This window comes from Aliinostoc maniaoense, assembly GCF_058172895.1.
In genome coordinates, this window is record NZ_CP187952.1 from 1,481,408 (window position 1) to 1,495,185 (window position 13,778).

Sequence of the window (13,778 nt, forward strand, 5' to 3'; positions counted from 1 at the left end):
CAAAAAAAGAGGATGTCGGTTGTTGGAGTTGAGGGAGAATTTCAACGCCGGCAGGGGGGCAGGGGGCAGGGGAGCAGGGGGCAGGGAGTAGGGGGCAGGGGAGACAAGGGAGACAAGGGAGACAGGGGAGACAAGGGAGACAGGGGAGACAAGGAGCAGGGGGAGTAAAACTCTTAAATTTTGAATTTTGAATTTTGAATTGATATGCCCCATGCCCAATGCCCACTAATTTACGTAAAAATAATGATATTTACTCACACCAGTTTTTATGCAGCTACCACAAATCCCTAACACGCCAGTAGTTCTACAACTGCTGAATTGGATCTTTCGTCCTATGGCTTATATGGAGGAATGTCGTCAACGCTACGGTGACATTTTTGCCCTGAAATTGCAAAAAAACTCTCCTCCGTTGGTTTTTGTTAACCACCCCGATGACCTACAGCAAATTTTGAGTCATGATACTAAAGAATTAGAAGCCCCAGGGGATTTAAATGATTTATTTGAGGGTTTGCTGGGTAAGCGTTCTGTCATTACTCTCTCTGGTACAGAACACCAACGCCAACGGCAATTACTCATGCCTCCTCTGCATGGCGAAAGAATGCGCCACTATAGTCAGATAATTAATGATATTACTGCTAAAGTGATCAGCCAATACCCCCAAGGACAACCTTTTAATATTCGTACTGTCAGCCAAGAAATTACCCTACGAGTGATTATGCAGGCTGTGTTTGGTCTAGATGAAGGAGTGCGCGCCCAAAAACTGCAACAGCTTTTAGGGGAAATTTTAGAAAATGGTAGTTCGGTGTGGCTGATAACTTTGCTATATTTCCCAGCACTGCAACGAGATTTTGGGCCGATTAAAATCTGGGGAAGACAAGGACAACTCCAGGAAGAAGCCGACCAACTCATCTATGATGAAATTCAAGAACGGCGGGAACATCCAGACGCATCACGGACAGATATTCTTAGTTTACTTATGGATGCTAAGGATGCAGCCGGGCAACCCATGACTGATGTAGAATTGCGGGATGAACTGATAACGTTGTTAACCGCAGGTCACGAAACTACAGCCACCGCTATAGCCTGGGCAATGTACTGGATTCATAAATTACCACAGGTTAAGGAAAAACTTTTACAAGAATTAGATAGTTTGGGTGATAATCCCGACCCCACCACAATTTACAAGCTACCTTATCTGAGTGCTGTGTGCGCGGAAACTTTGCGAATTTACCCTGTAGGGATGCTGACTTTTGCTAGAAGGGTGAAAACACCTATGACTGTGGGAGGTTGTGAACTTGCGCCAGGAACACCAATTGTAGGTTCAATTTACTTAACCCACCAACGGGAAGATTTATATCCCCAACCAAAGCAGTTTAAACCAGAACGCTTTTTAGAAAGACAGTTTTCACCCTATGAATACTTACCCTTTGGCGGAGGTGCTAGACGCTGTATTGGTTTAGCCTTTGCTCAATGGGAAATGAAATTGGCGATCGCTAAAATCTTAACCATGCGAGAATTAGAACTGGTTAATCGTCAAGAGGTGAAACCTCAACGTCGTGGTTTAGTCACTGGGCCAGACCATCCCATCCAAATGATTGTGAAAACTCAGCGTCAAGTCTCATCTCGCATTCTACAAACCACCAGTATTTGAATTAATCATAATATATAAAATATCCAAAATGTAGGGTGCGTCAGTATGAATAACTTCTGGGTATACTTAGGTTTTCTCACACTGACGCACCTAATACCAATTCTGCAAAAATAAGCAACAGATGCAAAGCTTGAAATCGAGATGGTATCTGACTTTTTTAATTGCGTAAAGCCTGGGGCATAACTGCGCCTAGAGTCTAGCGGGATGTTATTCCATTGCCAATTGCTTTAATTCTATTCCTGCTTGTATATACCAGGATATAGATTACCTTTTAACGCTTGAGAGTCTACATTAACAGATGACATTCCCAACAAAAAATGTGACTTCATGCCCGAACAACAAAACAAGTTAGAAGCACAGATAGTATCCCAAGCGGCTGAAAAAAGAGTATCTGATGAACTAGCTGCCGCAGAACAAATTGATATATATGTACAAACTGATTTATTAAAGATAGTTCAAGGACAAGCCGATGCCGTTACAGTTGCCGGTCAAGGCTTAATCACAAAACAAAATCTTCGGGTGCAAGAAATCAAGCTGAAAACAGATGACATAGCTATCAATCCTATGAAAGCTATTTTCGGCCAAATTCAACTCCACAAACCAGTCAATTTAATTGCTCGCATTATCTTGCATGAGGCAGATATTAACTCTAACATCAATTCTGATTTCTCCCAACAACTAGTAAGTGATTTTCAATTAAATGTAGATGGAGTTATCTTCAAATTCGCACTCGAAAATTTACGTATACTTTTACATGAAAAGCAAGAAATTGAACTTTGGGGCAAAGTTCAGGTAAAAGCAGAAAATAATAGCTATACGCTAGGATTTAATACTCTTTTTCTCCCCCGCAATGATTCCCATCCTATTATGCTTAAAAGATTTAACTGTACTGAAGGAGAAGGAATTTCCTTAGAATTTATTTTGTCTTTTATCCAAAAGGTCAAACAATTGGTAAATTTACCCTATTTACAATGGGAAGACATGAAATTCCGCATCAAAAATATGCACATTCAAGATAAAAATTTAATACTTTTAGTAGAAGCTAATTTAAATCAAGTTCCTAATTCACTAACCTAATTTAAATAATGATAAAGTCAACATTTATACAGGAAGTATAAAATTTTATTCTTGAAAAAATGCCAGTTGAAAAAACCATGCGCTATCAATACGCAAATCAAGAACAGTTTACTTATTTAGGTTATAATCTTCGGTTACGCTTTGTAATATTATCAGGTCACTCTTAATCTCATGACTAATATGCAAGAATATGATGTAGTAATTATTGGTGCAGGACATAACGGGCTAGTTTGTGCAGCTTATTTGCTCAAAGCTGGCTATAGTGTTCTACTACTAGAAAAACGTTCCGTTCCTGGTGGTGCAGCTACAACTGAAGAATGTTTACCCAAAGAAGCACCAGGATTTAAATTTAATTTGTGTGCAATTGACCATGAATTTATTCATTTAGGGCCAGTTGTCGAAGAATTAGAATTAAAAAAATACGGGTTAGAATACCTAGAATGTGACCCCGTTGTTTTCTGTCCTCATCCTGACGGTAAATATTTCTTAGGTCATAAATCCCTAGAAAAGACCTGTGCTGAGATTGCCCGTTATAATGAACGCGATGCCAAAAAATATGCCGAATTTACTAACTATTGGCAACGGGCTATAGGTGCAATGATTCCCATGTTTAATGCACCGCCAAAATCCATTATGGATATTGCCGGTAACTACGACATTACCAAATTAAAAGATTTATTTTCGGTCATTGGTTCGCCTAACAAAACACTGGACTTTGTACGTAATATGATGACCAGTGCTGAAGATATACTCAATGAGTGGTTTGATTCCGAATTTCTCAAAGCACCCCTCGCCAGACTGGCATCAGAATTAGGCGCGCCACCCTCCCAAAAAACCATCGCCATTGGGGCAATTATGATGGCTATGCGTCATAACCCCGGTATGGCTAGACCACGGGGAGGTACTGGGGCGTTAGTGCAAGCTTTAGTTAATTTAGTTACCTCTAAAGGTGGTGTAATTCTCACAGACCAACACGTAGAAAAAGTTTTAATTGATAACGGTAAAGCTGTTGGTGTGCGGGTGGCAGGTGGGAGAGAATATCGTGCTAAATATGGGGTAATTTCTAATATTGATGCCAAGCGGTTATTTTTACAAATGACTGATAAAAGCGATGTGGATGCAGCCGACCCCGATTTATGGGAAAGATTAGAACGGCGTATTGTCAATAACAATGAAACTATCCTGAAAATTGACTTGGCTTTAAATGAACCCCTACGCTTTCCCTACCACGCCCACAAAGATGAATATCTTATTGGCTCAATTTTAATTGCAGACTCCGTTGCCCATGTAGAACAAGCCCACAGCAAATGTACTTGGGGAGAAATTCCTGATGCTGACCCATCTATGTATGTAGTTATGCCCAGTTTCCTTGACCCCACCCTTGCACCCCCAGGTAAACATACAGTATGGATTGAATTTTTCGCCCCCTATCAAATTGCTGGCGCGGAAGGTACAGGTTTGAAAGGAACTGGTTGGACGGATGAATTGAAAAACAAAGTCGCAGATAGGGTAGTGGATAAATTAGCCACCTATGCACCCAACGTCAAAACTGCAACTATTGCCCGTCGTGTCGAAAGTCCCGCAGAATTAGGGGAAAGATTAGGCGCGTATAAAGGTAATTACTACCACGTTGATATGACATTAGATCAAATGGTGTTTTTCCGTCCTTTGCCTGAGTTAGCTAATTACAAAACCCCCATTGATAATCTCTTTTTAACTGGTGCGGGGACACATCCAGGTGGTTCTATTTCAGGAATGCCCGGACGTAATTGTGCGCGGGTATTTTTGCAAACCAAACATCCGTTAAGCCAGACTTTAAAAGATGCACGGGATTCAATTAAATCTACTGTTGGGTCTGTGTTTGGCATTGGTTAGAGATGCGATATTGGGAATTTTGTAGTAGGCGTAAGCCTACTTCACCAAAATACCTAATACCACGTCAGTTCTACGAATTTGAACTTCTTGTGCTATCCTTCCTCAATCCGCTTTGCTGAGATTGGGGAAGGATAGCACGGTGATTTTAGAGGCATCGAACCTCTAAAATCACCAATTAACTTTTTGGGGTGTACTGTAACCTTGTAGGGGACTCTACAAGAAAAGTTTCGCTCTATGGAGAGGGGTTTTTCAGATACAGTGAACAGTGATTAGAGGTTATTTACCTTTAGAATGTGAAATTGATCATTCTGAACATTAAGATTTTAGTTCTGAATTACAATATTCTCATTTAGAACAAGAATTTTTTCACCTAAAACAGCAATATTCTCACTTAAAACTAAAACCTTCCCACTTAAAACAGCAATATTCCCACTTAAAACTAAAACCTTCTCACTTAAAATAAGAACATTCTCCCTCGATTCTCTATTACTCCCATCTTCCCCTACTCCCTATCAATGAAACTTGTCCATGATCCTACAATAGCCAAGAAAATCCGTAAGATGCAGCAACGGGTACGCTGGCAAGATGCGTTAATTTTAGAACGGAATATTGATCAAACTCGGCTGGTGCTGGAAGATGGACAAGCAGATGAGAGAGAATTTTCTTTTTTAGTCGTGGGTGATAGTGGTTCGGGAAAACATAAGGGACATAACCCCCAGCGACAAGTTGCAGAATTAATGTTACCCCATCATCAAGACTGTCGTTTTTTGCTGCACACGGGGGATGTGATTTATTTGGTGGGTTCAAGTGAATATTATCACCAAAATTTTATTAAACCTTACCGGGAATTAATTGTAGGTGGCGAGTATCCTAAACAGATTGCTTACGATCGCATGGTGTTTAAGTTACCAGTTCTCCCCGTTCCCGGCAATCATGATTACTATGAATTACCCCTAGTTTTAAGTTTACTGTCCCTGACAACTTTACCGATTCGCTATATATTGCGATCGCGCTTAGATATTGATGTCGGTTTACATGGTTCTGGTGTGGGGGATGCTTATGCTAAGGCATTTATTGATTATCTGCAAAGGTTGCGTTTACCTGGAGAATTACCCCGTCATTTAGATCAACATTACACCGCTACCACTGACACAGGACGAGCTTTGGTTTATCAACCGGGAAATTTCACCCGCATCCCCAATCGTTATTACACTTTTCGCTACGGTGGTATAGATTTTTTCGCCCTCGACTCTAATACATTCAACGCACCCCAACCTTTACCCCACACTAAAAAAGGAGAGCGCGATCGCCAAGTTTTAGCCAGTCTTCGGCAAGACTTAGAACGGGAGAAGATGCAAATTATTGAAGCTTCCGCGAAATTAAATCCCGAAAATCCCAATGAAGCCGAACAATTAGACGATTTTCACTACAAGTTATCCCAAATTGAGGAAATTATTGTTGATATCGGCAAACAATTAACTAATGATCAACCCCAAACCCCTGATACCACCCAATTAGACTGGCTCAAACAAAGATTAATTGCATCTTGGCATAATCCCGAAGTGCGGGGGAGAGTCATTTATTTTCATCATCCCCCCTACGTGACTGAGGCAACAAAATGGCAACAGGCGCAGACTTTAGCGATTCGCAGCCATTTGCGGGAAGTATTCAATGCAGTGGCGCAAGCTATCGGCACACTCAATCAAGGCAGACCTTTGGTAGATTTAGTATTAAACGGTCATGCTCATTGTTTAGAATATCTGCAAACCCTAGACACCGGACACGCCGACGCAAACATTCATTGGTTAGTTTGTGGTGGTAGTGGTTATAGTTTACGTCGCCAACGCACAGAAGGCGCAGATTTAACCGAAACTTGGGGAAATGCAGAAAGATTAATAGCGCGATCGCATCTTTTTATCGGACGTAATGGACACGGTTCACAAAAACGCCGTCCCTATTCCTGTGTACGCATCGATGTCACAGGAGAAGACAAACCCCAATTTACCATTCGTCCCCTAGTCGCCGAATGGTATCAGCGTCAGTGGCATAATTATCAGCTAGACCCGATTATTATCTAAGAGGCAGGGGGCAGGGGGCAGGGGGCGGGGGAGACAAGGTAGACAAGGTAGACAAGGTAGAGATGTTTACCCCAATGCCCAATGCCCAATGCCCCATTCCCAATGCCCCATACCCCATGCCCAATTGATAGTATTTAACCAAATCTGCCGCTAACGTAATCTCTCGTATCTTCTTGTTTGGGGTTGTTGAATATGACTTCTGTGGCATCATACTCTACTAGATAGCCAATGCGACCTCCGTTATCTGTGGAACGCACATTAAAAAAGGCTGTTCGATCAGAAACTCGCGCGGCTTGCTGCATATTGTGAGTTACAATCACAATCGTGTATTGCTCTTTCAATTCATGAATTAATTCTTCAACCCGTAATGTAGAGATGGGGTCTAAAGCTGAACACGGTTCATCCATGAGGATAATTTCTGGTTGTACTGCGATCGCTCTGGCAATACACAATCTTTGCTGTTGTCCACCAGATAAAGATGCACCACTCTGGCGCAGTTTATCTTTGACTTCATCCCATAATGCTGCCTGACGCAAGCTTTTCTCTACCAATTCATCCATATTGCCTTTGTAACCATTGATTTTCGCGCCAAAAGCAATGTTGTCATAAATTGATTTGGGGAAGGGATTTGGTCTTTGAAATACCATCCCAATCCGGCGGCGCACTTCTACAGGGTCGATGTTGGGTGCGTATAAGTTATTGTTATAATAAAAAATCTTCCCTTCTGCCCGAAATGATTCAATCAGGTCATTTAGACGGTTGTAGCATCGCAGTAAGGTACTTTTACCACAACCAGAAGGGCCAATAAAAGCTGTAACTTGATTTTTAGGAATGTCTAGCCAAATATTCTGCAAAGCTAGAAATTTGCCATAATAGACATTCAGGTTTTCCGTTTTTAAAACGGTTTCTGTACTATTCACTGTCGTAATGTTAGTAGACATAAATTTTTTTGTGTACGTTTTTAAGAAAGCCAAGCCATCTGTTCCAAACTCTAGAAAAATATTGACTAAGCTTTCTGGCGAGTTGCCCAGCGAGCAATGATACTAGTAATCAACACCATCAATACCAAAATTAATGATGCTGCCCAGGCTAAAGATTGCCAGTTTTTGAAGGGAGAAATGGCAAAGTTGTAAACCAAAACAGCCAGGGATGCTGTAGGTTTAAACAGGCTATCAGGCCAAAATGGCGAGAATAAAGCCGTAAATAATAGCGGTGCGGTTTCTCCAGCCGCCCGTGCGATCGCTAATGTTGCTCCAGTGACAATGGCTGGTAAGGCAGCAGGTAATACCACTTGCACTACAGTTTGAAAATTAGTCGCCCCTAAACCTACTGAAGCTTGTCTCAAATCTTGTGATACTAACTGCAATGCTTCATCAGTAGTTCTCACAATAATTGGCAGCATCAATATTGACAGGGCAAATCCCCCACCAATTGCTGAATATGAGCCGAGATTCAGTTTTACTAAGGTTAAAACTACAATCCCATAGGCAAATACACCAGCAATAATCGAAGGAACACCACTCAGCACGTTAGTAGCAAAACGTATCCACCTCGCCAATTTACCAGAACTAAATTCTGTTAAATAAATAGCTGCAATCACACCAACGGGAATACTAATTAATCCCCCAATACCTACCATTAATAGTGTACCTAAAATGGCATTACCAAAACCGCCTCCTTCCCTCAAAGGTGCTGGAGGTAATTCCGTAAAAATGCTCAAATTCAGGCTACTAAAACCTTGAATCAAAACATAAGAAAGCACTGCCAATAAAGGCAAAAGTGCCAATCCTCCACAAATAAATGTTAATACCGTCATTAGGGTATTAAACATAGTTCTAGGAGAACTGGAGGCACGAATTAAGCTCCTTTCAGGAAAATGAGCAGTCATAATTTAACTCACAACTAAGTTATATTCGTTTGACTCGAATTACTATAAATTCGGCCAAAACATTGACTGCAAGAGTCAAAAAGAACAAAACTAAAGCAGCATACATTAAGGCCGCAACTTGCAGACCACTAGCTTCTGAAAACTGGTTAGCCAATAGAGATGAAATTGTATTGGCTGGTGCTAACAATGAAATGTTGACATTATTAGAATTACCAATCAACATGGTGACAGCCATCGTTTCTCCCATCGCTCGACCTAGTGCTAACATCACAGCACTGACAATCCCGGAAAAAGCAGCAGGAATCAAAACTTGGATGATGGTTTCCCACCGTGTTGCTCCCAGTCCCAAAGATGCTTGACGGAAGCTAGGAGGTACAGAGATTAAGGCATCACGAGAAATAGCAGTGATAATTGGCAAAGTCATAATTGCCAAAATTACCCCCGCAGGTAACATTCCTGGCCCGGTGGGAGGAGTACTAAAAATTGGCAACCACCCTAGGGTGCTGTGTAGCCATCTTCCCAAGTCAGTTAAAATCGGCACTAAGACGAAAATACCCCAGACACCATAAACAACGCTGGGAATAGCTGCGAGTAATTCGACTAAAAATACTAAAACAGTTCGTACTTTGCCAGGTAGAAAATCTTCACTTAATAAAATAGCAGTGCCAACACCAATCGGTATTGCTAGGAGTAGTCCTAAAAAGGAACTAACTAGCGTGCCGTAAATTTGCGGCAACACGCCATAATTATCATTGACTGGATTCCAAACGCTATTAGCTAAAAAGCCAGCACCAAATTGTTGGATAGCTGGCCAAGCTGCAATTGTAACTTGTACGGCAATCCATAATAAAGTACCAGCGATCGCTAAGGCAAAGATACGAGTCAGCCAAATAAAACCCCGGTCTAAAGATTGTTCTATTTCAGACCGACTTTTAATTGCTGCCGGCAGATTCTGGGAGTTTGTAGCCATGAGGACTGACTGTAAAGAGGAAATCAAAAATAAATGTGAGAAGCAAACGGAGTTTTTTGGTGTTTCGGGAATTAACTAATCCACAATCTAGCTTTGATGGCTATTTGCTAGCTCTTGTGTTATCACCAACGGCAATTTTATAATCTGGGCTGATTTGGTCAGCAGCAGCAGCCACTTTCTGCACTACATTTGCTGGTAGAGGCACATATCCCAATTGAGGAGCAATTTTTTGCCCTTCGGTTAAACCATACTCAATCATCGCTTCTATGGCTTTGGCTTTAGCTGCATCAGGATATTTGGTGTACACCATAATCCAGGAGTAAGTGACTACTGGGTAGGATTCTTCACCTTCAGGATCAGTAATAAAGGCACGGAAGTTTTCTGGGAGAGTTACTGCTTCTAGTGTCTTAGAAGCTGATTCGTCTGTAGGTACGACAAATTTACCACTCTTGTTTTCTAAAGCAGCATACTTGAGGTTATTTTGTTTGGCGTAGCCATATTCAACATAACCAATTGATCCTTGTGTTTGCTGAATTTGAGCAGTTACGCCTTCGTTACCTTTAGCACCTACCCCTACAGGCCAGTTCACAGTTTTACCATCGCCTACTTTGCTTTTCCAATCTGGACTAACTGCGCTCAGGTGTTTAGTAAATACTCCTGTCGTACCACTACCATCAGAACGATGCACAACTGTAATAGCTTGATCGGGAAGGGTGACATCTGGGTTAGCAGCCGCAATCTTAGGATCGTTCCAGTTTTTAATGTTACCTAGGAGAATATCCAGATAAACAGCCCGTGGTAACTTGATTTCAGGATTACCAGGTAGGTTATAAGCTAGAACAATACTACCAGCCGTCATTGGTAACAACAGCACTCCTTTATCTGCTGGCACTTTCTGGATTTCATCATCCTTCATTGCCACGTCGCTGGCCCCAAAGTCTACAGTACCTTTGATAAATTGCTCAACTCCAGCACCACTACCTACTGACTGGTAGTTGATTTGTAAACTAGGATACTTTTTGTTTAAGTCTGTGAACCAACTTTGATATAAAGGGGCAGGAAAAGATGCGCCAGCACCAGTTAATGAAACATTGCCACCAAGATCCAATTTCGCAGGGCTAGAGGCTGTCGCATCTGTAGCAGTACCAGGAGCAGCTTCATTAGTTCCTGTGTTCTCTGAGGCTTGCTGTCCACCACAAGCAGCTAAACTAACTGTTAGTGCTAATACTGAGACAATCGCCGGAATACGGTTAATTTTTTTTGTCTGTAGACGTGAAAGCATAGCTATCAGTTTTGGGTAAATTTCCACATGGGCGATTCTAAAGTACTCCTTATAGGTAGGTTGAAAGGTTAAGCTTCGGTTAATAAAGGCAAAAAAATATATTTTTTTTAGACTCATATCCTGAGTTGTTGTAGCCGAAACAAAGCTAAGATTTATACCATTCCAGGGATTATGACTGTGAGATGTTGCTGCTGATATCTATGACTAGTATTCACCAAAGTCTATGAGTCAATTTTATGCAGAATTTTTGCTTTAATGAGCGAGTTGTCCACAAAAAAATCAACTTTCTCTAGCCAAGGTTGATCAAGTAGCGATCGCACTCATTGGCGATCGCTTCATTGCCAGTGATTTCAAGTATTTATACTTAAAATTAAAAATACCTTTATCCCATCAGGAATATATAAATATTTAGTAAAGCCTAGAGCGATCGATCAACCCGCTAACCACCACGCATAAATACCATAATTGTTGTTAGCTATTTTACCATTATATTCGAGAAAATAGTATCAGACAACATCTAGAAGACCACGCACAAAAACCAATTCCCAAAATTCATCACACTGAAAAATATGATACTCCTAGAGCGGTAATCAATAGATATAACGATGAGAGCAGAAAGCCCACATCTTCAAGGTATAGAACGGGCAGGTTGCATAATTAATGCCTATACTGGTTGCTATTGGTTTTTCCTTTCGCCTAATCATCAATGTTTGCCGCGTCCAATCAATTATTATGGTCTATGATTGGCTTACTCTTGACAATAGGTGGTACTTTTCTAGAAGCATATAGTATCACCTCACCTTGGAGTTGGAGTCAGCATGGAGTTCAAACTGTTTCTTTAGGTGTCACCTATCAAATTGGTGCGGTGCTGTTAATAGGCTGCCTAGGAGGACAAAATGCTGGTGCTTTATCACAGATTGCTTACTTAGTTATGGGTTTAACTCTACACCCCGTATTTGATGGAGGTGGGGGCGTTGGCTACATTAAGTTATCTCAATTTGGCTATCTACTAGGATTTATTCCTGGTGCATGGATTTGTGGATTTGTTGCTTTTCAAGCTAGACCAAGGCTAGAAACGCTAGCATTTAGCTGTATTTGTGGCTTATTAACTATCCATATATGTGGAGTTATTTATTTAATCATTAGTCATGCTTTTCAGGGACAAGGTATAGACAGCCCATTATTAACACAAGCTATTCTCAGATATTCTTGGTTTGCGATACCTAGCCAGCTAGGTGTAGTTTGTGCCGTTACCGTAGTAGCATATGTGTTGCGGCACTTAATGTTTTATTAGTGATCAAAACCATCAAAGCTGTCAAGCCCTGCTGCCTTACCTCCTGCTTTTTCATTTCTCCCCAATTTCTATTTTCATGCGTGTAAAAAATCACATTTTCTTGATTGTTGCCTTTGTAGCAGTTATTTTAGATCAACTGACAAAATACTGGGTAGTAGAAGCATCTTCGTTTTGGCCGCTAGAAACGATCCGCGACCCCAAAACCGGGATAACATATGATAGACATACCCTATCACTTCTACAAGGTATATTTCATTTCACCTATGTCAAAAATGATGGTGCAGCTTTTAGTATCCTGAGCGGACAAGTAGATTTATTGCGCTGGCTATCTTTGGGAGTAAGTTTAATCCTCATCGCAGTAGCATTATTTGGACCAGCATTAGATCGTTGGGATCAGTTAGGATATGGTTGTATCTTGGGCGGTGCTATTGGTAATGGTATTGATAGATTCGCTTTAGGCTATGTAGTTGATTTTCTCGATTTTCGGTTGATTAACTTTGCTGTATTTAATGTTGCCGATTCATTCATTAGCATAGGTATTGTTTGTCTTTTGATTGCTTCTTTACAAAAAACACCTAATTCTCATCGTAGAGTACGATAAATCTCTATACATAGTACAAAAAGAAAGGAACAAGGGTTAAACTTCTTGTTCCTCTCTTTTTAAGTCAAAATTAGTTAACTACTAGTTACCAGTACTGGGAAGTAAAGGTAGAGCAGAGTCTGGAGATGTATTAGGAGAAATATTCCCTGGTGCTGGAGTCGTGCTTTCGGGAGTGCTAGACTCAGGTGCAGTGATGTCTCCTGGTGCTGGAGTTGTGCTTTCAGGACTGGTAGACTCAGGTACGGTGATATTTCCTGGTGCTGGAGTTGTGCTTTCAGGACTGGTAGACTCAGGTACGGTGATATTTCCTGGTGCTGGAGTTGTGCTTTCGGGAGTGGTAGACTCAGGTGCAGTGATGTCTCCTGGTGCTGGAGTCGTGTTTTCAGGAGTGGTAGACTCAGGTGCAGTCATATTTCCTGGTGCTGGAGTGATGGTTTCAGTAGGTTGAGTTTCTACTGGAGTACTATCAGAAGCATTAGGTGTGACAGATTGATTATTTGCACAACGGGAATTGAGAGGGAAACGCTCACACAGAATTTTAAATCCTTCTGGGGATAACTTAACTTCCGTTGATGAACTAGTGGAGCTATCAGATTGAGCAATAGGGGATTTACTAGATTGAGCAACAGCAACATTAGCTGTAATTGCCAAAGTCAGGACTGTACCAATCAGGGTCAGAGATTTTCCCATAATTCTGAACTTAACCTTAACGGAAACGGAACACTCGCACTATTAAAACAGACAATAGATATTTAGAAAATATTCCTAAATGAAGATGTTTTCTTTTGTTGTAATGTATGTGGATATGTAAAAGTAGCCAAAGTTTAACCATCAATTTATAGATAGGAGGTTTTCAGGAATACAAAAGCGAAATTATGCCGTCTAGTGATTCTAGAAATTAACCTTAGCTAAAATCAGTATTGTAGCTACGGCTAAAAAATATTGATCTGTATTAACCAATACCCCAAGTTACAAAGTAAATTTACTAGATAGCTAGTCTATTGATGTAATATTGAATCGGCAATAATTCCGTATAGCCAATTAAATTTTTGGCTTAGGAGT

General features: G+C 40.9%; 12 protein-coding genes. 7 read left to right on the forward strand and 5 right to left on the reverse strand.

The genetic code is table 11. The features are described 5' to 3' along the window. Nucleotides 1-12 precede the first annotated feature (12 nt). The 5 genes from ACPZ3T_RS06620 to ACPZ3T_RS06640 all read left to right on the forward strand — a co-directional run bounded on the left by ACPZ3T_RS06620 (nucleotide 13) and on the right by ACPZ3T_RS06640 (nucleotide 6,681). A complete protein-coding gene (locus tag ACPZ3T_RS06620; RefSeq protein ID WP_490274551.1) occupies nucleotides 13-168 on the forward strand; it encodes a hypothetical protein in 156 nt (51 codons plus the stop codon). A gap of 100 nt (nucleotides 169-268) precedes the next feature. Continuing rightward, complete coding sequence (locus ACPZ3T_RS06625; protein WP_490274553.1) at nucleotides 269-1,651, forward strand: cytochrome P450; 1,383 nt, start codon at nucleotides 269-271, stop codon at nucleotides 1,649-1,651. A gap of 327 nt (nucleotides 1,652-1,978) precedes the next feature. Next, entirely contained in the window at nucleotides 1,979-2,728 is a 750-nt protein-coding gene (locus tag ACPZ3T_RS06630; protein WP_490274555.1) for an LmeA family phospholipid-binding protein, read from the forward strand. Between the two features lie 180 nt (nucleotides 2,729-2,908). Next, nucleotides 2,909-4,603 (forward strand): beta-carotene ketolase CrtO, encoded by a 1,695-nt coding sequence (crtO, locus tag ACPZ3T_RS06635; protein ID WP_490277142.1) that lies wholly within the window; start codon nucleotides 2,909-2,911, stop codon nucleotides 4,601-4,603. Between the two features lie 515 nt (nucleotides 4,604-5,118). After that, nucleotides 5,119-6,681: a metallophosphoesterase family protein gene (locus tag ACPZ3T_RS06640; protein WP_490274557.1), complete on the forward strand. Its 1,563-nt coding sequence runs from the start codon at nucleotides 5,119-5,121 to the stop codon at nucleotides 6,679-6,681. Nucleotides 6,682-6,815: 134 nt separating this feature from the next. Here ACPZ3T_RS06640 and pstB read toward each other — a convergent pair whose 3' ends face one another. From pstB to pstS, 4 genes are all read right to left on the reverse strand, one after another. After that, nucleotides 6,816-7,622, reverse strand: a complete 807-nt coding sequence (gene pstB / locus ACPZ3T_RS06645) for a phosphate ABC transporter ATP-binding protein PstB (protein ID WP_490274559.1) — start codon at nucleotides 7,620-7,622, stop codon at nucleotides 6,816-6,818. A 65-nt stretch (nucleotides 7,623-7,687) separates the two neighbouring features. Continuing rightward, entirely contained in the window at nucleotides 7,688-8,569 is an 882-nt protein-coding gene (pstA, locus tag ACPZ3T_RS06650; RefSeq protein ID WP_490274561.1) for a phosphate ABC transporter permease PstA, read from the reverse strand. Between the two features lie 19 nt (nucleotides 8,570-8,588). Then, complete coding sequence (gene pstC / locus ACPZ3T_RS06655) at nucleotides 8,589-9,539, reverse strand: phosphate ABC transporter permease subunit PstC (RefSeq protein WP_490274563.1); 951 nt, start codon at nucleotides 9,537-9,539, stop codon at nucleotides 8,589-8,591. A 100-nt stretch (nucleotides 9,540-9,639) separates the two neighbouring features. Beyond that, nucleotides 9,640-10,821, reverse strand: coding sequence for a phosphate ABC transporter substrate-binding protein PstS (gene pstS / locus ACPZ3T_RS06660; RefSeq protein ID WP_490274565.1), 1,182 nt, complete (start codon nucleotides 10,819-10,821; stop codon nucleotides 9,640-9,642). A 706-nt stretch (nucleotides 10,822-11,527) separates the two neighbouring features. Here pstS and ACPZ3T_RS06665 point away from each other — a divergent pair. Together ACPZ3T_RS06665 and lspA are read left to right on the forward strand one after the other, a co-directional pair. After that, nucleotides 11,528-12,115, forward strand: coding sequence for a biotin transporter BioY (locus ACPZ3T_RS06665; RefSeq protein WP_490274567.1), 588 nt, complete (start codon nucleotides 11,528-11,530; stop codon nucleotides 12,113-12,115). 76 nt (nucleotides 12,116-12,191) lie between these two features. Then, complete coding sequence (gene lspA / locus ACPZ3T_RS06670) at nucleotides 12,192-12,716, forward strand: signal peptidase II (protein WP_490274569.1); 525 nt, start codon at nucleotides 12,192-12,194, stop codon at nucleotides 12,714-12,716. 81 nt (nucleotides 12,717-12,797) lie between these two features. On the opposite strand, the gene ACPZ3T_RS06675 is transcribed toward lspA, so the two are convergent. After that, nucleotides 12,798-13,406, reverse strand: coding sequence for a hypothetical protein (locus ACPZ3T_RS06675; protein ID WP_490274571.1), 609 nt, complete (start codon nucleotides 13,404-13,406; stop codon nucleotides 12,798-12,800). Between the last annotated feature and the right edge of the window lie 372 nt (nucleotides 13,407-13,778).

What these genes read in the sequence shown, in the direction of transcription:
- ACPZ3T_RS06620 (WP_490274551.1), top strand. Translation starts at nt 13, where the DNA reads ATGTCGGTTGTTGGAGTTGAGGGAGAATTTCAACGCCGGCAGGGGGGC.
- ACPZ3T_RS06625 (WP_490274553.1), top strand. Translation starts at nt 269, where the DNA reads ATGCAGCTACCACAAATCCCTAACACGCCAGTAGTTCTACAACTGCTG.
- ACPZ3T_RS06630 (WP_490274555.1), top strand. Translation starts at nt 1,979, where the DNA reads ATGCCCGAACAACAAAACAAGTTAGAAGCACAGATAGTATCCCAAGCG.
- crtO (WP_490277142.1), top strand. Translation starts at nt 2,909, where the DNA reads ATGCAAGAATATGATGTAGTAATTATTGGTGCAGGACATAACGGGCTA.
- ACPZ3T_RS06640 (WP_490274557.1), top strand. Translation starts at nt 5,119, where the DNA reads ATGAAACTTGTCCATGATCCTACAATAGCCAAGAAAATCCGTAAGATG.
- pstB (WP_490274559.1), bottom strand. Translation starts at nt 7,622, where the DNA reads ATGTCTACTAACATTACGACAGTGAATAGTACAGAAACCGTTTTAAAA.
- pstA (WP_490274561.1), bottom strand. Translation starts at nt 8,569, where the DNA reads ATGACTGCTCATTTTCCTGAAAGGAGCTTAATTCGTGCCTCCAGTTCT.
- pstC (WP_490274563.1), bottom strand. Translation starts at nt 9,539, where the DNA reads ATGGCTACAAACTCCCAGAATCTGCCGGCAGCAATTAAAAGTCGGTCT.
- pstS (WP_490274565.1), bottom strand. Translation starts at nt 10,821, where the DNA reads ATGCTTTCACGTCTACAGACAAAAAAAATTAACCGTATTCCGGCGATT.
- ACPZ3T_RS06665 (WP_490274567.1), top strand. Translation starts at nt 11,528, where the DNA reads ATGTTTGCCGCGTCCAATCAATTATTATGGTCTATGATTGGCTTACTC.
- lspA (WP_490274569.1), top strand. Translation starts at nt 12,192, where the DNA reads ATGCGTGTAAAAAATCACATTTTCTTGATTGTTGCCTTTGTAGCAGTT.
- ACPZ3T_RS06675 (WP_490274571.1), bottom strand. Translation starts at nt 13,406, where the DNA reads ATGGGAAAATCTCTGACCCTGATTGGTACAGTCCTGACTTTGGCAATT.